14 protein-coding genes are annotated in these 18,844 nt (G+C 71.7%); 5 read left to right on the forward strand and 9 right to left on the reverse strand.

Going from position 1 to position 18,844, the window contains the following annotated elements:
* The first annotated feature begins 143 nt into the window (after positions 1-143).
* Entirely contained in the window at positions 144-707 is a 564-nt protein-coding gene (locus tag ABT147_RS06570) for a hemerythrin domain-containing protein (RefSeq protein ID WP_351403051.1), read from the forward strand.
* A gap of 185 nt (positions 708-892) precedes the next feature.
* On the opposite strand, the gene ABT147_RS06575 is transcribed toward ABT147_RS06570, so the two are convergent.
* Together ABT147_RS06575 and ABT147_RS06580 are read right to left on the reverse strand one after the other, a co-directional pair.
* Complete coding sequence (locus tag ABT147_RS06575) at positions 893-1,072, reverse strand: hypothetical protein (protein ID WP_351403052.1); 180 nt, start codon at positions 1,070-1,072, stop codon at positions 893-895.
* Positions 1,073-1,289: 217 nt separating this feature from the next.
* Positions 1,290-1,976: a GAF and ANTAR domain-containing protein gene (locus ABT147_RS06580; RefSeq protein ID WP_351403053.1), complete on the reverse strand. Its 687-nt coding sequence runs from the start codon at positions 1,974-1,976 to the stop codon at positions 1,290-1,292.
* A 213-nt stretch (positions 1,977-2,189) separates the two neighbouring features.
* Here ABT147_RS06580 and ABT147_RS06585 point away from each other — a divergent pair, with 213 nt between their 5' ends.
* Positions 2,190-3,380, forward strand: coding sequence for an aromatic acid exporter family protein (locus tag ABT147_RS06585; RefSeq protein WP_351403054.1), 1,191 nt, complete (start codon positions 2,190-2,192; stop codon positions 3,378-3,380).
* Between the two features lie 60 nt (positions 3,381-3,440).
* Here the strand turns inward: ABT147_RS06585 and ABT147_RS06590 are convergent, their stop codons facing one another.
* The 5 genes from ABT147_RS06590 to ABT147_RS06610 all read right to left on the reverse strand — a co-directional run bounded on the left by ABT147_RS06590 (position 3,441) and on the right by ABT147_RS06610 (position 11,873).
* Complete coding sequence (locus ABT147_RS06590; protein WP_351403055.1) at positions 3,441-4,937, reverse strand: family 43 glycosylhydrolase; 1,497 nt, start codon at positions 4,935-4,937, stop codon at positions 3,441-3,443.
* On the reverse strand, positions 4,934-8,224 hold the full coding sequence (locus ABT147_RS06595) for a discoidin domain-containing protein (protein ID WP_351403056.1): 3,291 nt from the start codon (positions 8,222-8,224) through the stop codon (positions 4,934-4,936). Before ABT147_RS06595 ends, ABT147_RS06590 begins: the two co-directional genes overlap by 4 nt.
* A gap of 255 nt (positions 8,225-8,479) precedes the next feature.
* Positions 8,480-9,613 carry a PP2C family protein-serine/threonine phosphatase gene (locus tag ABT147_RS06600; RefSeq protein ID WP_351403057.1) on the reverse strand — a complete coding sequence of 378 codons (1,134 nt, stop codon included), beginning with the start codon at positions 9,611-9,613 and terminating at the stop codon, positions 8,480-8,482.
* Between the two features lie 353 nt (positions 9,614-9,966).
* On the reverse strand, positions 9,967-10,992 hold the full coding sequence (locus ABT147_RS06605) for a zinc-dependent alcohol dehydrogenase (protein WP_351403059.1): 1,026 nt from the start codon (positions 10,990-10,992) through the stop codon (positions 9,967-9,969).
* A gap of 53 nt (positions 10,993-11,045) precedes the next feature.
* A complete protein-coding gene (locus tag ABT147_RS06610) occupies positions 11,046-11,873 on the reverse strand; it encodes an IclR family transcriptional regulator (protein ID WP_351403060.1) in 828 nt (275 codons plus the stop codon).
* 49 nt (positions 11,874-11,922) lie between these two features.
* Between ABT147_RS06610 and ABT147_RS06615 the strand changes: the two genes are divergently transcribed.
* Positions 11,923-13,635 (forward strand): IlvD/Edd family dehydratase, encoded by a 1,713-nt coding sequence (locus ABT147_RS06615; RefSeq protein ID WP_351403061.1) that lies wholly within the window; start codon positions 11,923-11,925, stop codon positions 13,633-13,635.
* 106 nt (positions 13,636-13,741) lie between these two features.
* Here the strand turns inward: ABT147_RS06615 and ABT147_RS06620 are convergent, their stop codons facing one another.
* A complete protein-coding gene (locus tag ABT147_RS06620) occupies positions 13,742-14,407 on the reverse strand; it encodes a nitroreductase (RefSeq protein WP_351403062.1) in 666 nt (221 codons plus the stop codon).
* Positions 14,408-14,551: 144 nt separating this feature from the next.
* On the opposite strand from ABT147_RS06620, the gene ABT147_RS06625 reads away from it, so the two are divergent.
* Positions 14,552-15,202, forward strand: a complete 651-nt coding sequence (locus ABT147_RS06625) for an FMN-dependent NADH-azoreductase (protein WP_351403064.1) — start codon at positions 14,552-14,554, stop codon at positions 15,200-15,202.
* A gap of 45 nt (positions 15,203-15,247) precedes the next feature.
* On the opposite strand, the gene ABT147_RS06630 is transcribed toward ABT147_RS06625, so the two are convergent.
* A complete protein-coding gene (locus ABT147_RS06630; protein WP_351403065.1) occupies positions 15,248-15,736 on the reverse strand; it encodes a MarR family winged helix-turn-helix transcriptional regulator in 489 nt (162 codons plus the stop codon).
* A gap of 250 nt (positions 15,737-15,986) precedes the next feature.
* On the opposite strand from ABT147_RS06630, the gene ABT147_RS06635 reads away from it, so the two are divergent.
* Positions 15,987-18,692, forward strand: a complete 2,706-nt coding sequence (locus tag ABT147_RS06635; RefSeq protein ID WP_351403066.1) for a winged helix-turn-helix domain-containing protein — start codon at positions 15,987-15,989, stop codon at positions 18,690-18,692.
* Positions 18,693-18,844: the final 152 nt, after the last annotated feature.

An 18,844-nucleotide genomic window follows, 5' to 3' on the forward strand; every position in this document is an offset into this window, starting at 1 on the left:
GACCCGGAGGTCACCCGGTCGGGGAGCCTCGTGGCTGGGCCGTTCGCGGGTACTCGGGAGCGGGCCGAAAGGCGGGGCGGGCCGACGGGTACGGATGCGGAGACCCAGGCCGCCCAGGATCACCGAGGAGAGGAGCGAGGGACATGGGACACGGTGGAGACGTCATCGCCGAACTGACCACGGACCACGGCGAAGTGGAGGAGATGTTCGGCGAGATCGAGGCGCTGCCCTCCGGGGACCCCCAGCGCAAGCACTACGTGGACAAGGTCACCATCGAGCTGGTGCGTCACTCGGTCGCCGAGGAGGCCTACCTCTACCCGGCGGTCCGTGAGCACATCCCGGACGGTGACGCGATCGCCGACCGGGAACTGGAGGACCACGCCGAGGCCGAGCGCACCATGAAGGCCCTGGAGCGGTGCGAGGCGGACGACCCGGACTTCGATCTGCTCGTCGCCCAGCTGATGACCGAGATCAGGGCGCACATCCAGGACGAGGAGAACAACCTCTTCCCCCGGCTGCGCGCGGCCTGTTCGGCGGACGCCCTGAACAGCCTCGGCGAGAAGGTCCGCACGGCCAAGAAGACGGCGCCGACCCGGCCCCACCCGTCGGCCCCGGACACCCCTCCGGCCAACAAGCTCCTCGCCCCCGGCATGGGCCTCGTCGACCGTATGCGCGACGCGCTGAGCGGCCGGGGACAGGACGACTGACTCCTCGTACGCGGACGACTGACTCGTGCGTGTGCCGAGGACGATGCACGCGTACCGAGGACCATGTACGCGTACGAGCACGCGTACCGACGGGCGACGGGGACGGGCGACGGGCCGGCAGGGGCAGTTCCGCTTGTCCCTGCCGGCCCGTCGCCAGCCCCGTCCGCTCGCCCACGAACGGGTGGTCAGTCGTCACCCCTCACGATGTGCGAGTCCGCCCCGGCCTCCGCCGTGCGGGAGCCGTCCTGGTCGGTGAGGGCGGGAAGGCACATGCGTACGCCCCTCCCGCTCCCGCGCCGGTGGCGGGCCTTGGCCCAGTCGCTCTCGCGGACGACCAGTTTCTCGACGGTGTGCGTACTACTCACGACGTCTCATCTTCTTTCCTCCGGATGCGCCCCACCGGGTTCCCCTCTGCGGGGAACCCAAACCGGGGCACCGTGAGGTGTGGGGAGACGAGGCGGGGGGACTTGGAGGGCAGGCCGGGTTCGACGGCGTTCCCCTGGGGGTCGCCCCGGCCAGGCTTCTCTGGTTCTGACTGCGTGCCGGAGGAGCCGTCCCCACGGAACCTTCGGAGAGAACCCGTCAGAGGCCGCCCTGCTCGCAGACGCGGCGGGCGACCTCGCGGAGCTTGATGTTGTTCTCCTGGGAGAAGCGGCGCAGCACGTCGAACGCCTCCTTCTCGGAGAGCTGGTGGCTGCCCATGAGAATGCCCATGGCCTCGCCGATCACATGGCGGGTGGCGACGGCCTGCTCCAGCTGGGCGTGGGTGCGGGCGCTGGAGAAGGCGACCGCCGCGTGGGAGGCGAGCAACCAGCCGGCCAGCTCGCTGACCTCGGTGAACGCGCCGGGCGCGCGAGAGTAGAGGTTCAGCGCGCCGAGGTCCTCGTCCTCGGTGAACAGCAGGAAGCCCATCATGCTGCCCACACCGAGACGGCGGGCGCGCGGGGCGTAGGCGGGCCAGCGCGGCGGGTCCTCGGAGAGGTCGGCGATGCGGTAGACCCGCTCTCCGTCCGAGCTGAGGGCGGCGTCGAAGCACGGCCCCTCCCGCAGCCGCTCCTGCAGCCGGTCGCTGTCCACCACCAGCGGGTCGGTGGGGGAGAGAGTCTCCACGGCCGTGCCGCGCAGCACGAGAATGCCGGCGGCGTCACAGCCCTCCACCAGCTCGGTGGCCGAGGCGGTGATCCGCGCCAGCGTGGCGTCCACCGAATGCTGTGCGAGCAGATCCCGCGCCATCGACGCCAGCTGCTGTGCGAACCGGTCCCAGTCCACACGGCCCTCCGCTTCACCCTCGTCCCGACAGTCCTTTCGCCCAGCCTCGCACGCGCGACCGGTGAAGAAACGGCTGCGACAGCCGTTTCTTCACCGGCGGTGGCGCGTTCCCGCGCCGCCGCCGCGCCACCGGGGCCTTTCGCCGGAGCCCCGTCCGCCATGAAGTCGCGGCCTGCGGGTGCGTCTCGGCGCTGCCGTGGCACTTGGTGTGTCATGGAGTGGACTGGCAGGGCGGTACGGGAGATGCGGCGGCGTGCCGCTGCCGCCGTACGGACGGTGCGGTGGGCGTGGGCAGGGCCGGGCCGTGAACGGGATCTGATGGCGCAGGCCGGCAAGGCGGCGCTGGCCGCCTGGGTGGCGTGGGCGGTGGCGGGCTGGTGGCTGGCGGCGCCGATGGCGTTCGTGGCGCCCTGGGTGGCGGTCGTCCTGGTGGAGTCGACGGTGTACCGGTCGCTCGCGCACGGGCTGCAGCAGGTCGCGGCGATCGCGGTGGGCACGGTGGTGGCGACCGCGGTGGCGCTGGTGCTGCCCAACACCCTGCTCACCATGGCCCTGGTCCTGCCGGCCGTGCTGCTGCTGGGGCAGTGGCAGCGCCTCGGCAGCCAGGGCGTCTACGCCGCCACCGGCGCGCTCTTCGTGCTGACCGGCGGTCAGGCCACCGTCGCCGCGTCGGCCGCCCGCGTCGGGGAGGCGGTGTTCGGCGCGGTGGTGGGCGTCGCGGTCAACGCGCTGATCCGGCCCCCGGTGTACCTGCGCGACACCCGCGCCGCCCTGCGGGACGCCGCCCGCGAGGCCGAGGAGATCCTCGACGCGGTCGCGGACGGGCTGGCCGCCGGCGAGTGGAACGCCCGTCAGGCGGGGGAGTGGCACGAGCGCGCACTGCGGCTCGGCCGCCTGGTGGAGCAGGCCCGGTCGGCGATCGGCTGGAGCCGGGAGAGCATGCGTGTGAACCCCTGGGGCCGCCACAGGCACGGCGTCGCCCCGCCCGGGAAGGCGTACGGCGACGCGCTGGCCGTGCTCGACCATGTCGCCGTCCACACCACGGGTGTGACCCGGACGGTGTGGGAGAGCGCGGACCACGGTGGCGCGGATCACGGCGGCGGCGCGGACCACGGCGGCGACGTGGCCCGGCCCGCCGCGGCGATCGCCGATCCCTACGCGGACTTCCTGCACCGCACCGCACATGCCGTCCGTCTCTACAGCCGGACCCGGTTCGCCCCGAGCGGCCACGACGACTCCGCCGCGGAGGCGCTGCGCGAGGCCGTCGGGGAACTCCACCGCGCCCTAGACACCTTCCGTCGACGGCTGCCTGGCGCCGTCGCCGACGACCCCGACGCGCTGGTGACCTACGGGACGCTGCTGGCGCACGCCCATCGCCTGGCCGATCAGCTGGTGCAGGACTGACGTCCCCTGATGCCGGGGCGGTGCCTGGTGGTTGTCCGGTAGCGCGGTGGAGCCTGGAGCCTATTCGCCCGACGGAGCGGTCAAGGTGACGCCGAGGGCCACCGGGGTGCCGAAGTTCGGGGTGCCGTCGGCGTTCCAGGTGAACTTCTGCGCCCGGGTCGACCGGTTCATGTCGCAGCCTCCGGAGGCGGAGCTGTTGGCGTGGTAGACCATCCAGTCCTCGGTCCCGTCGGGCGACTTGAAGAAGCCGTTGTGACCGGGGCCGTAGACGCCGTTGGCGTTGGACCGCTGGAAGACCGGGTTCGGTGACTTGACCCACGAGGAGGAGTTGAGCGGGTCGCCGCCGTTGTAGGTGAGCATGCCCAGCTTGTAGTCGGGTGTGGAGCAGTGGCTGGCCGAGTAGATGATGAACGTCTTGCCACCCCGTTGCAGCACCTCGGCGCCCTCGTTGACCGCGCCGCCCACCGTCTCCCAGCTGTACGTCGGGGTCGACAGCACACGGCGGGTGCCGCTCGCGGTCCACGGGTTCGACAGCGGTCGGATGAACATGGGCTGCGAGCCGTTGTAGTACGTGCCCAGGAGGTACAGCCGGCCGTTGAGCTGCAGGATGCCCGGGTCCAGCTCCCAGGTGTTGTCCTGCGTCGGGTCGAGCAGATCGGCCTTGAAGGTGTACGGGCCCATCGGGTCCAGGCCGGCGCTCTCCAGGACGTGGATCCGCTGGGTGCCCAGGTCGAACGGCTCCCGGCCGGCCGTGTAGTAGAAGTACCAGCGCTTCCCGTTGGGGCCGTCGAGGAGATGGAACTCCGGGGCCCACATCGTGCCCGCCCCGTTGGGCCGGGTCAGGTTGAAGATCACCTGTTCGTTGGCGGTGCCGAGCCCGGCGAGGGTGCTCGCCTTGCGCATGGTGACCGTCGAGTTCCAGGTCGTGGTGGCGAGGTAGTAGAAGCCGTCGTGGTACGTCAGCCACGGGTCGGGGCCGCGCTGGGCCAGCGGGTTGGTGAACGTCCTAGGGGCCGTGCCGCCGCCGGTGAAGCCGGGCAGCCGCCACACCCTCCCGTTCGCCGTCGCGCACGGCAGCTGCACCAGGTTGGTGTTGGAGGCCGACGAACCCCCGCTCGGCGCGACGCACTTGCCCGAGCCCACGGAGACCAGGTTGAAGGTCTTGTCCGTGCCGGAGACCGACACCGGCGTGAGCCGCCACTGCTGGTTGGTCGCGCCGTGGCAGGGCCACTGGATGACCGCGGCGTTGTCGGCCGTGGAGGCGCCGTACACATCGACGCACTGCCCGGACTGGGTGGTGATCGTATAGGTGTCGGCCGTTCCCGAGACCGGTGTGAAGGACAGGCTCTGGTTCGCCCCGCCGGCGCAGGCGAAGGCGCGGAGCTGAGCGCCGTTGGTCGTCGAACTACCGGGCAGGTCAAGGCAGTTGCCGCCGTTCTGGTTCACCCCCGTCGAGGTGAAGGAGACGGCGGCGGCAGCGGGCTGCGGGGCGACCAGGAAGGCGACCGCCATGGTGACCGACGCGAGGAACGCGCACAGGAGTCTGGGACGAGTCACGGTCCGTACACCTTTGCTTCGAGGAGTCCGACGGAGTTCGTGCCGTTGCCGGTGAGCAGCACCCGTAGCCGGGTGGTGCTCGTGGCGTCGAAAGTGACCGTGTTGTACTGGTTCTTCGCCAGCGGATAGGACCCGGCGCCCGGCACGTCGACATACGCGGAGCCGTTCCAGTACTGGAGCTTCCACGAGGCCGGCATGTCGATGCCCTGGTCGTCGTCGAAGAAGTACACCTCGGCCCTGTTCAGGGTCTTCGCGGACGGCCAGGTCAGCTCCGCCCACTGCTGGCCGGTCTCCGGCCAGGTCCCCCAGCGCGGGTTCACGGTGTCGTTGGACGACGGCGGATCGATCCCGTCGTTGACCGCGGCGACGCTCTCCCAGGAGGACGTGTACGACGCCGAGGCCGTCGCCGAGCTCGCCAGGTTGCCCGGCGGCTGGACCCCGCCCCGGTTGAACACCTTGACCTCCGTGAGGCCCGTCTTCGCGCCGGAGGCGTTGGTGGCCAGCACCCGGACGCGCTGGGCGGTGACCGCGGGGAACTGCACCCGGTTGTAGTTGGCCCGTGGCGCCGCCGGATTTCTCGTCTGGTCGGGGACGTTCACCCACGAACTCCCGTTGTGGTACTGGACGGTGTACGCGGAGGGTGCCCGGTACGTCGCGCTCGCCGGGCGGCTGTCCTTGAAGTGCAGCCGGACCTCGTTCAGCGTGCGGGCGGTGCCGAAGTTCAGCTCGTACCAGTCCTGGCTGTTTGCGGAGCCGCCGGCGCCCCAGAACGGTTCGTTGGTGGGGTAGCCGTCTACCGCGCCCGAGACAGTGCTGCCGGACCCGGTGTGCGAGGCGGACACGGTCGCGCCGGAGGCCAGGTTGGTGAGCTCGGCGGTCAGATCGACGCCCGCCTTGGCGAGCATGTCGACCATCTGCGGGCTGTTCTGCACGACCTGGTTCGGGGCCTTCAGCCCGGACTTGGCGGCGCGGTGGGTGACCGTGCCACTGGTGGTGACATCACCGGTCGCCGGGTCCCAGACAAGCGGCACCAGCGAGCTGACGGTGGCCACCCGGTCGCCGTCGACGTAGACCGAGTAGCCCTCCGGGATGCCCGGATAGCGCACCACGCCGTCGGCCGGGTCGTCCCAGACGACGGACAGGTCGGCGCCCCGGTAGCGGAGGTTGTTGACGGTGAAGTGGCTCCAGCCGATGTCGATGGGGGACAGCTCGACCTTGGCGTCGTTGCGCGGCCGCAGCCCGGCCACGTCCTCGATGACGGTCCAGTTGCTGCTGCCGAGGATGTTGTGGTGGATCCAGGAACGGTAGTTGACCGAGCTGCCGTTCCAGTCCGCCCAGAACTCGTTGGCGTCGGGCCACTGGGTGTTGCCACCGACGTACTGCGCCCAGGTGTTCCAGTACAGGAGCTTCTTGTAGTCGGTGGCGTTCATCCAGGAGTTGGGGTAGTTGCGCAGCACCGACGAGTACAGCCGGAACTGCACGGTCGAGTTGATGGTGGAGAAGTTGTTCGAGCCCGGGTTGCCCGCGTCGGCGGCGGCCTTCTTGTCGACCTGGTTGGCCGTGTAGAAGGGGAAGATCGGGTACTGCGCCGGGTCGTCGTACAGCCGCAGGGCCTGCTTGTACGTCGCCGTGTTGGGGACGGCGCCGACCGAGAACGGGTAGTAGTTGTTGATCTCCTTCCAGGGCACCCACTCGTTGGTCGACTTCAACCGGTGCTCGAACAGTTGCCGGCCCGGGTTCCACAGCACATTGACGATGGCGTCCTTGATCTGCGACGCCAGAGTGCGCATCTCGGTGGCCTTGGCCGTGTTGCCGATCGACTCGTAGGCCTGGGCGGCGGCCAGCGCGCCGCTGTACTGGTACGCGGACTCGGCGCGGTCCATGTTCCCGGGCTTCCAGTGGAAGGACACCGCGTCGGCGTCGTTGCCGGTCAGGGCACCCCAGTCGTACTCGATCAGCTTGTTGTTGTCATGGTCGTAGTGCGCGAGCTGTCCCTTGATGTCGCCCTCGGCGTAGCGGGCCAGGTTGGCGGCGATGCCCGGCTGGCCGCCATGGATCTGGTAGCTCTTCCAGGCCGCCTCGGCGATGTACTGGGTGTAGCTGTTGGACCAGTTCTCCGGGTCACCCGGATTGTCGAGGAAACGGCCGCCCTTGGAGGTCTGGCCGACGCTCAGCCAGTCCCCGTACGCGTAGGCCGGGTTCCGCAGATACTTGAGGTCGTCGATGTGCATCGGCTGGGTGAGCGCGATGGCGTTGTTGTAGCCGAGGACGCCCTCGGTGGAGGTCGGGAACTGGAACGTCTGCCCGGGGATGTCCGCGTCGAGGCTGTTGAAGCGCATCAGCCACCAGCGGTAGTAGATGTTCTTCTTGATCGCCGGTTCGGGTACGTCGATGTAGGGCACGTTCTGCGCCCACCACAGGTTGTAGGCCTTCACATGGGTGGCGAACGCGGTCGCGGGCGAGTACCCGGCGTAGGCGTTGTACTCGGTCAGCGACTGCGGGATCTCGTCGGTGACGAAGCCCATCACCACCTTGGCCGTCACGGTGGCGCCGGCCGCGACCGTCACGGACCGGTTGAGGCCGCCGCCGGAGACGCCGAAGCCGTCGCCGGTCAGACGCGGGCGGAGGGTGGTCAGGTTGTTGTACGCGTTGACCTGGCCGGTGAGTTCGCTTCCGGTGCCGGAGGTGGCGTACGGCGAGGTCGCCCGCAGCTGGAGCGTCGTGGAACTCGAACCGTTGTTCTTGATGGACAGGTTCGTCACGGCGACGTTGTTGTCGGTGATGAACTTGGTCTGGTCGACCGTGACCGAGCCGTTGGTGTGCACGCTCTTCCAGTGGCTGGGCGTCTGCCGGCGCTGGGCGACCTGCTCGGTGAAGGTGCCCGGGGTGACCGCCACGGTGTAGGCGGCGCTGTCGTTGATGCTCTCCCAGTAGGCGGCCTTGCCTCCGAAGCCGAGCTGCGCCGGGTTGTGCTCCTTCATGAACAGGGCCCGGCCGCGGCTCATCAGCCACGGTCCGGCGGGGTCGTTGCCGGAGCGGGCGAGCAGGCGGTCCATCCAGAAGTCGGTGCCCGAACTCTCCGCGTCGTAGACGGCCTTCATCATGTCGCCCGATGTGTGGGCGACGGGCGGAGCCGGGATCGCGGGCCCGCCGAAGGTGGGGAACCCGATGGTCTGCGCCGCGGCGGCCGGGGGAGCGGCGACGACGGAACATGCGCTGAGCGCCAGGGCGACGAGGAGACACCTCGTGCGCCGACGCCGTATCAGGAGGACGTGCGGTCTTCTCATCGGATGCTCCCTGTCCCGTTGACAACACGCGTTCGCTCGCGATGGCACCGACGTTCGTGAACCGGGGAGTGCGGAAACGGACCTGAAAGGTTTTCGCAACGTAGGAGCGGGCTGTTGAAGTGTCAAGAGAGCCGGGAGAGAGGCGTTTTCACGGGACGATCGCTTCAGGACACCCAGGCGCCCCCTCGCGCCCGTCCCCTACCACGGAAACCCTTTTCGGTACTGGTTCGTCGGTACTGATTCTTCGCTACTGGTTCAGTGACGCGGTGAGCGGCGGACCGTCAGCACGGCGACGTCGTCGTGGCGGCCGCCGCCGCCCGCGTACGCGCGGGCGTCCTCGTACAGGGCCCGGGGCAGTTCGGTGGGGGAGAGTTCGAGGTGCTTGGCGAGGCGTTCGTCGACCGGGTAGAACGTGCCGTCGGCGGCGCGGGTCTCGGTGAGGCCGTCGGTGCTCAGCAGCAGCGTCGCGCCGTCCGGGAACGGGAACCAGCCCACGGTCGTGGGTTCGACCGCCAGCTCGGCGAGACCGAGGGGGACACCGGAGTCCAGCTCGGCCGTCGTGACCGTCCCCTCGTGCAGCACATGCGGCGGGATGTGCCCGCAGTTGACGGCCTGCGCCTCCTCGGTCAGCGCGTCGACACCGATCACGAGGGCGGTGACGAAGCGCTCGTCGTCGCCGGTGTTCTCGGCGTAGGAGTTGTGGCGGACGACGGCTGCGTCCAGGGCGTCGGCGAGCGCGGTCAGCGTGGGCTCGCGGTGGGCCGCCTCACGGAAGGCCCCGATGACGGCGAACGCGGCGCCCACGGCGGCCAGTCCCTTGCCCTGGACGTCGCCGATCAGCACCCGGGTCCCCCAGGCCGAGGCGACCACGTCGTAGATGTCGCCGCCGACGAGCCGGTCCTCCTGGAGGGGCTCGTAGACCCCGTTGACCAGGACGTCGTCGGTGAGCAGGGGGAGGGGGTGCAGGATGTGCCGCTGCATGGCCGCGGCCGTGGAACGCAGCCGGAACATCTCGTGCTCGCGCCCGATCCGCCGGTGACAGGCGTACACCGAGGCCACACCCAGGGTGAGGGTGAGCAGTACCAGCAGCAGCCGGTCGAGCCACCGGCCCGCGTCGACATCGCGCACGACCGCCGTGGCGGTGACGACGAACGTGGTCCACGCCGCCACGAACGCCGTCTGCCGGACCGTGCACAGCGCCGAGGCCGTGCCCGGCAGGAACACCAGCAGCCCGAGCAGCCACACCTCGGACCCGGACAGCACCCCGAGCGCCTCCACCAGCGCCGTCACCGCCAGTACGCCGAGGACCAGTTCGGCGTTGCGGGGCGGCTCGATGGCCTCGAAGGCGTCATCGGCCTCGGCGGGTCTCTTCCGGCGGCTGGCGGCCATACGAACTCCCGGGCAGATCGTGATCTCCCCGTACGGTAAGCCGGTCCCGGTCACGCGCGGGAACCGCCCCGCCGTGGCGCTCCGCGAGCCGGGTGGGAGGGCGCCGTGTCCTGGGTTGTGCGCGGTGTTTGTTGATCACCGGTGACGGAGGTGGCGTGTCGGGTGCGGGTAGGTGGGGGCCGGCGCGCAGTTCCCCGCGCCCCTAAAAGCTTCAGGCCCCGGGGGCCTGAAAAGACCACGGCCCCGGGGCCTGAAAGCGACGGGGCTGCGGGCCTGAAAAGCGTGGGGCGCAGCCCCGGCTTCTCAGGGGCGCGGGGAACTGCGCGAGAAGCCCCACCGGGCTGCTGCCGACCTCAGCCCGCGCCGCCCCGGCCAGGGGTGACGTGGATCTTCGGGCCGGCGCCCGCTCCGGCCGGGCGGGTGCCGGCGAGTACCGGGCCGACCTCGTCGAGGGTGACCGTGGCGGCGACCAGGGGCCGGGGATCCACGGCTCCGGTGGCGTACGCGTGGATGGTGGCGTCGAGGCCCGGGGAGGCGGAGAGGATACCGACGGCGGTGACGTCCTTGAGGACGAGCGCGCGGGTGTCGATCCGGCTGGGCTCGGCGGCCAGCCCGATGTAGACCACCCGGCCGCCCGGCTCCACCAACTCCAGGGCGCTGCCCGGCAGATGGGCCGCGTTCGTGGCGTCCACGACGGCGTCGAAGGGGAGGCCGGGGAGCGAGTCCTCCGTCCAGGCGTGCGCGAAACCGAGGCTTCGGGCGAAGGCGAGGGAATCGGCGTCCCGGCCCATCAGGTGGACCTCCGTACCGGCGGCCCGGAGGAACAGCGCGACCAGCAGTCCGATCGCCCCCGGGCCGAGGACCAGCGCACGGTCCCCCGGCCGCGTCGCGGCGGCCTCCGCGGCGCGCAGGGCGTTGCCGCCCGGCTCCACGAGCGCCCCGAGCACGGCGTCCACGGAATCGGGCAACGCGTGCAGCGAGGAGGCCGGTACGGCGAGCCGCTCGGCCAGCGCACCGGCCCGGCCCCCGCGTATGCCGACCTCCTGGCGACGCTCGCACACATGACGGCCGCCCCTCAGACAGCGGCGGCACACGCCGCAGCCGAGCATCGTGTCGCCCATGACGCGCCGGCCGACCCAGCCGGGGTCGACCCCGTCGCCGACCACCGACACCCGCCCGGCCCACTCGTGGCCGAGCCGCATCGGGTACGCGGCGTGCCCCTCGTGGAGGTAGGCCATCGTGCCGGTGAAGAACTCCATGTCGGTGCCGCACACCCCGGCCCGCTCCACGTCGACGACGACCTCGCCGGGCCCGGCCACCGGCGCCGGGACCTCCTGGACCTCGTACGTACCGGGGGCGGTGAGGACGAACGCGCGCATGGACTTCACAGGCCTTTCAACGGGGGACGGTCGGGACACTTCGCCTCGTGGTGTCACCGGTGCGGCTCACCGAGACGGCCGAGGAGCGCGCGGATCTCGTCGAGCGCGTCGACCAGCGTCGCCAGAGGCGTCCGGTACGCCAGCGCGCTGACGCTCACGGCTCCGGAGGGGGCCGTCGGAGAGGTGAGGAACACGGGCAGGGCGAGGCAGTTGACCCCCGTCTCGGTCTCCTGGTCGTCGAGGCCGTAGCCCCGTGCACGGGTGGCCTCCAGCTCGCGGTGCAGAGCGGCGGCCGTGCGCGGCGGCATCCGTGCCGTACGACCTTCCGGGGGCGAGCCGCCGATCCACGCCTCGACCTCCTCCAGCGTGCCCAACCGCCCGCTGAGCAGCACCTTTCCGACGGCGGTGCGGTGGGCGGGGTTGCGCCCGCCGATCGTCGACGTCAGCCGGACGGCGCCGCCGGCCGGGTCGACCTTGGCGCGGTAGACGACCTCATGGCCGTCGAGCACCGCGTAGTGCGCGGTCTCGCCGAACCGGTGTGCCAGCGCCGCGAGCACGGGCCGGACGCGGAGGTGCTCGGGCCGTGCCTCGTGATGGGCGAAGGCCATGCGCAGGAACTCGTCGCCCAGCCTGTAACGGCCCCGGGCGTCCTGGTCGGCGAGACCGGCCCGGCGCAGGGCGGCGAGTGCCCGGTGCACGGTCGGCTTGGGGCTGCCGACCACCCGGGTCAGCTCCTCCAGCCCCACCCCGTCGGGATACCGGGCCAGCTCCTTGAGGACCGCGAGCACCCGGTCCGACCCCACGAGCCGGTTGCCCCCGGCGCCCGTCGGGCCGTCCTCGCCGAGGTCTGTCGATCCTTCGTACGGCTGCGTATGCTGCATGGCGTTCCAGACTGTAGACCGCCGTACCGATGGCCGGAAGGGGCTCGGGGTGACGCTCCGCAGCGCGCAGTGGTACGGGGGACAGGACCGCAACGCCTATATCCACCGGGCATGGATGCGGCGGGGCGTGCCGGGCGACGCGTTCACCGGCCGGCCGCAGATCGCCATCGCCAACACCGCCTCGGACCTGACCCCCTGCAACGCCCATCTGGACGAGGTCGCGGCCTCGGTGCGCAACGGCGTCTACGAGGCGGGCGGCATCCCCCTGGACCTGCCGGTGGTGTCGCTGGGCGAGACGAACGTACGGCCCACCGCGATGCTGTGGCGGAACATGGCCGCGATGGCGACGGAGGAGATGCTGCGGGCCAACCCCGTCGACGGGGTCGTCCTCCTCGGCGGCTGCGACAAGACGATCCCCTCGCTGCTGATGGCCGCCGCCTCGGTGGACCTCCCCGCGGTCGTGGTCCCCGGCGGGCCGATGCTCAACGGCACCTTCCGGGGCGGTCTGCTGGGCTGCGGCACCGGGGTGTGGCAGCTGTCGGAGGAGGTGCGGGCGGGCACGCTCTCCCAGGAGCAGTTCACCCGCTCCGAGTCGGCGATGATCCGCAGCCGGGGGCACTGCAACACGATGGGGACCGCGTCGACCATGGCACTGGTCGCCGAGGCGCTGGGCACGGTGATCCCCGGTGTGGCGGGCACCCCCGCCCCCGACAGCCGCCTCCTGGAGGCCGCGCACCGCTCCGGCCGGCTGGCGGTGGACATGGTGGGCGCCGACCGACGGCCGGGCACCTTCCTGACCAGGGCCTCCTTCCACAACGCGATCGTGGCGCTGGCCGCGATCGGCGGTTCGACCAACGCGGTCGTCCATCTCCTGGCCGTCGCGGGCCGGTTGGGCGTTGACCTGACCCTCGACGACTTCGACCGCATCGGCTCCCGGGTGCCCGTCCTCGTGGACCTCCAGCCGGCCGGACGCTTCCTCATGGAGGACCTCCACCGCGCCGGAGGGCTGCTCGCCGTGCTGCGCGAGGTCCGCGACCTGCTCGACCCGGACGCGCTGACCGTCACCGGCGAACCGCTCGTCGACCACCTCGACGACGCCGAGGTCTGGGACGCCGAGGTCATCCGACCACGTGCCGAACCCCTGGTCGCCGAGGGCGGCATCGCCGTCCTGCGCGGCAACCTCGCCCCCGACGGCGCGCTCGTCAAACCGGCCGCCGCCTCCGCGCATCTGCTGCGCCACCGGGGCCGGGCCGTCGTCTTCGACTCCATCGAGGACTTCCGTGCCCGTGTCGACGACCCGGACCTCGACGTCGACGCCGACTCCGTTCTCGTCCTGCGCGGCTGCGGACCCAAGGGCTACCCGGGCATGCCCGAGGTCGCCAACATGCCCCTGCCGAAGAAGCTCCTCGAACAGGGCGTCCGTGACATGGTCCGTGTCTGCGACGGCCGGATGAGCGGCACGGCGTACGGCACGGTCGTCCTGCATGTGGCCCCGGAGGCCGCGGCCGGCGGCCCCCTCGCCCTCGTGCGGACCGGCGACGTGATCACCCTCGATGTCGAGGCCCGCCGTATCGACGTCGACGTACCCGCCGACGAACTCGCGCGCCGGCATCCGGACCGGGCCACGGTCGACGGGTTCGCCGCTCCCCGGCGCGGCTGGGAACGCCTCTACGTCGACCATGTCCTCCAGGCCGACACCGGCGCCGACCTCGACTTCCTCATCGGCTCCAGCGGCTCCGAGGTGAGCCGCGAGTCGCACTGACGGGGCCGAGGCCGACCGCCGGCAGTTCACCGCCGCGAGTTCACCACCGGGAATTCACCGTCGGGATCTCCCTTTCGGGGATCTCGCTTTCGGGATCTCACGGGGTTCAGCCGTCGATGAAGGTGAGCGTCTCGTCGAGCGGCGCACGGCCCGTCGGGGTGCGGTCCGCCGTCCCGTCCTCGAAGCCGATCGACATGCCGCAGAAGAGGACGAGCCCCTCCGGGGGTGACAGGATCTCCGCGACGGTCCGGTGGTACTTCGCCCACGCCATCTGCGCGCAACTGTGCAGCCCTTCGGCGCGCAGCAGCAGCATGACGGTCTGGAGATACATACCGACGTCGGACCACTGGGCCGGGCCCATGTCGCGGTCGATGTAGCAGAACAGGGCGGCGGGCGCGCCGAAGCAGTCCCAGTTCGCGGACGCGGCCCGCTGGCGGGCCTCCAGGTCCTCGCGTGGAATGCCGAGCGCGCCGTAGCGCTGCTCGCCGAAGGCGGAACGGCGTTCGCGGTACGGGGACTTGAGCGCGGGCGGGTACATCTCGTACTCCGGCTCGTCCCAGGCGTCGCCCGTGGCCACGCGCTCACCGGCGCGCTTCTTGAGGTCGGTCAGCGGTCTGCCGGTCAGTGCGTAGGCGTGCCAGGGCTGGAGGTTCGATGCGGACGGCGCCCGGGTCGCGGTGGACAGCACCCGCTTCAGCGCCTCCCTCGGGACGGGCCGGTCGGTGAATCCGCGCACCGCCCGTCGGCTCGTGACCGCCTCGTAGACGTCCAAGACCGCCTACCTCCTTCTCGTTCGACGCCCCTGTCTTCGTTGCAACTGTAATGGTATCACTCGATACCATCTCGTGTTTAACTAGAGGGAGTTCGGTCTCTGCCCACGGCTCCCCGCCTCGGGCATCGCACTTTGGAGATGGTCATGGCCACGTTGCTGCACATCGACTCGTCCATGCTTCCCGGCGAGGCGTCCCTGTCCCGCTCGGTCTCGGACGCCTTCCGCCAGGTCTGGGAGGAGCGGCACCCGCAGGGCACGGTGATCTACCGCGACCTCGCCGCCGACCCGGTCCCGCACATCACCGCCGACGGCTGGACGGCCGGTTTCGCCGCCCCGTCCGAGCGCACCCCGGAGCAGGCCGCCGCGTTCGCCGCGCGGATACGGCTCATCGAGGAACTGGAGGGGGCGGACGCGGTCCTGATCGGCGCCCCCATGCACAACTTCTCGATCCCGTCGACCCTCAAGGCCTGGCTTGACAACGTGATCCTGCCCGGCCGCACCTCGGGCGAGACCCCCTCCACCCGGGGCATCCCGGTCACCGTCGTCGCCAGCCGCGGCGGCTCCTACGCGCCGGGCACCCCGCGCGAGGGCTTCGAGTTCGTACGGAACTACCTGGAGGCCGTCCTCCACCGCACCCTCGGCATGGACCTCGACTTCATCGTCCCGGAACTCACCCTGGCCCCCCGCAACCCGGCCATGGCCGAGCTGGTCCCTCTCTACGAGGACTCCCGCAAGCGCGCCTTCGAGGACGCGGCCCTCAAGGCGAGGGAGCTCGTGGAGCGCCTCGCGGTGTGACAACGGTCCACGGGGCGGGGCCGTGTGACGTCCCGCCCCCGGGCGTCAGACGGTGTCGTCGCCCGTGGGATGGGCGAGCCGGGTCAGCAGATCCGTCAGCCGTGCGGGCTCGCCGGGCGCCAGTCCGGCGACCAGCTGCTCGGCCAGCGGCTCCGCCGCCTCATGGGCCGCGTCGAACAGCTCCAGCCCCCGCGGGGTGATCTCCACCGCCCGCGCCCGCCGGTCCCCCGGCACGGGCCTGCGCACGGCCAGACCCTTGCGCTCCAGATCGTCCACGATCCGCATGATCCCGGCCTTGTCCGACCCCGTCGCCGTCGCCAGGTCCCGCTGCACCGTGGGCCCGTGGCTCACCAGCTCGATCAGTACGGCGAAGTGCCGCAGCTCGATACCGAGGGGCCGCAGCGCCTCCGTCATCACCGTGGCCGCACGCCAGTGCGCCCGGCGCAGCAGCAGACCGAGAGCGAACGGCGATCCGTCACCGGGACGGTCGGTCGCGCGCGAGGCGGTGGTTCCCCGAGGAACGTCGGCGGTCATACGGCCCACACTACCGCCGTACGCTCACTCGATACGGTGTCGAACGACACCGGGTGCGGGCCCGGTTCGCCGCACCGGACACGGAAGGAGGGCCGCGGTGAGCACCATCAAGGTCGCCTACCGTAGCGTTCGATCCAATTGGAGTAATCGCTACGGTAAGAATCGTCCGGCGGCCGTGCGGCGCGCAGGCGCGCGGGAACACTGGGATGCTGAACGAGGAGCGCTGCCCGACTCCTGACGACCCGTGGGGGTGAGCGCCGTGGCAGGGTCCGAGGAAAGCGGTTCGGGGCCCGTCGTCCCCTGTGCCGATCCGCAGGGCGACCCGTTCCTGCGCACCCGGTTCGCCGTACCGGCCCGCCCCGCCACGTTCCTCCGGCGTAAACGGCTGACCGACCACCTAGACCAGGCCCTGAGGACGCCGTTGACCGTGGTCAACGGGTCCGCCGGCGCCGGCAAGACCCTGCTGGTCGCCGACTGGGCCGCGCGGCGCGACCGGCCGGTCGCCTGGCTCACCACCGAGGCCGGCGACCAGGGCCCCGGCATGTTCTGGGCCTACTTCCTCCAGGCACTGCGCGGCGCCGGCGTGCCCCTGCCACCGGAGATCGGCTGCCCGGCCGACGCCGGCCATGTGGACCGCACGCTGCTGACACGGCTCGCCGCCGAGCTGAGCGCCCGGGAGCGGCCCGTGATCGTGGCACTCGACGAGTACGACCGGGTGACCGACCCCGAGATAGCGGACCAGCTGGAGTTCGTCCTGCACCACGCGGCGCCGGGCATGCACCTGATCCTCGTCACCCGCACCGAACCGCTGCTGCCGCTGCACCGCCACCGGACGGCCGGCGACATGACGGAGATCAGGAACGCCGAGCTGGCCTTCACCCCCGAGGAGGCCGCCGTCCTGCTGGAACGGCACGGACTGCGGCTCCCGGTGCCGGTCGCCCGGACGCTCGTGGAACGCACCCGGGGATGGGCGGCCGGGCTGCGGCTGTGCGCGCTGGCCGCACGGGAGAGCCCGGACCCGGAGACCTATCTGAAGCGGTTCGAGGCCGAGCGCACGGCCGTCGCCGACTTCCTGCTCGCCGAGGTCCTCGACCGGCAGACCCCCGAGACACAGGACCTCCTCCTGCGAGTCAGCGTCCTGGAGCGGTTCTGCCCCGAGCTCGCGAACGCGCTGACGGAACGCGCCGACGCCGGGGGCATCCTGGCCGGGCTGCACCGCGGGAACGCGTTCGTCGAGGACCTCGGCCACGCCTGGTACCGCCTCCACCCGCTCTTCGGCGAGATCCTCCGCGCCCATCTGCGGATGCGCCGCCCCGGCCTGGAACCCGTACTCCACCGGCGTGCCGCCCAGTGGCTGCGCCACTCGGGAACCCTCACGGAGACGCTCGGCCACGGGGCCGCCGCGGGTGACTGGGAGTTCACCGCCGGCGCCCTCGTCGACGACCTCGCCATCGGCCGGCTCTTCACGGGCCTGCGCTCCGACGACCTCGCCGAGCTGTTCTCCCGGATGGGCCCGGAGGCGACGGGCCCCGCCGCGAACCTCGTACGGGCGGCCCGTGAGCTCTCCCACAGCGAACTCGACCGGGGCCTGACCCATCTGCGGCACGCGGAACGGAGCCTGGTGGGGGAGCCGGAACGGACGGAGGGGGCGGACACGGCGGACCGGGCGGCGGCCCGGCTCAGCTGTCTTCTGCTGGAGGCGCTGGCGGCCCGGCTCACCGGCTCACCGGGACGGGCGGAACTGGCGGCCGGCACCGCCGCGAGACTGCGCGAACAGGTCCCCGCCGACCTCCTCGACAAGCACCCCGAACTCACCGCCCTGCTCCTGGCCCATCTCGGGTCGACACGGCTGTGGGCCGGGCGCTTCGAGGAGGCACACGCCGCCCTGTCCCTGGTCGCCGACGGCTCAGGGGACGCCTCGACGGCACTGCCGCGCGAGGACTCCCTCGGCCGGCTGGCCCTCATCGACTATCTGCACGGCCGGCTCGGCCGGGCGGAACGCAAGGCCACGGCGGCGCTGGCCCTGTCCGAGCGGTACAGCCTGCCGCAGCCGTCCGGTTTCGGCATCGGACGGCTGGTCCTGGCGGCGGTGGCCGTCGACCGGGACGAACTACGGCTGGCCCGCGCCCACCTCGACGCGGCGGCGGACACCCACCCCACCCTGCGGGACCCGGTGACGGAGGCCGGCCGGTCCCTCGCCACCGCCCGACTGCTGCTGGCCACCGGAGACACCCGGGCCGCCCTCGCGGCGGCGGAACCGGCCGTGGACGTCGACGTCGCCTCACCCTGGGCCGAGGGACACACGGCCCTCGTCGCCTCCGCCGCCCACCTCGCCCGGGGCCGGCCCGAGGAGGCCGCCGCACTGCTGCACGCCGTACCCGGCCACCAGCCGGTGTGCGCCGTGGCGGAGGCGCGGGCCCGGCTCGCCGCGGGCGCCCCCCGCGCCGCGCTCGACCTGCTGGACGGGCTGCCGCCCGAGAGCCGCACCGGCCCCGCGGTGACCGTACGGGCCCTGCTGGTCCGCGCCGAGGCCGCGCACGCCGTCGGAGACCCGGCCGCCGTCCGCAGACTCGTCGCCCAGGCACTCCACGAGGCCCGGCGCGAGCGGCTGCGCCGCCCCTTCGCCGAAGCCGGCGGCTGGCTCCGCCCCCTCCTCGACACCGCACCGCTGAGAAGCCTCGCCACCGGCTGGCTCACCCCGGAACCCCCGGGATCGCCGTCGCACACCGGTCCGCCCCGGCCCGAGGACCGGCCACCGGTCGTGGAGGAACTGAGCGGCCGCGAACGCGATGTGCTGCGCCGGCTGGACCGCATGATGTCCACCGAGGAGATCGCCGCCGACCTGTGCGTCTCGGTCAACACCGTCAAGACCCACCTCAAGAGCGTCTTCCGCAAACTGGCGGTCAACCGCCGCAACGACGCGGTACGACGGGCTCGGGAGCTGCGGCTGCTGTGAACCCGCCACGCCGATGTGTCGGGTGCGAAGTCCCTGCCGAGACGGCGGTTGCGCGCGGCGGAGAGGGCGGTGATCTCTCCTCCCTTACGCAGTACGAGTGAATGAACCGATGGTTCCGTTCGCGGCCGGTGCCGGGTCCTTACGGTTTCTGC

The organism is Streptomyces sp. NPDC001868 (genome assembly GCF_040297125.1).
Taxonomy (GTDB): Bacteria; Actinomycetota; Actinomycetes; order Streptomycetales; family Streptomycetaceae; genus Streptomyces.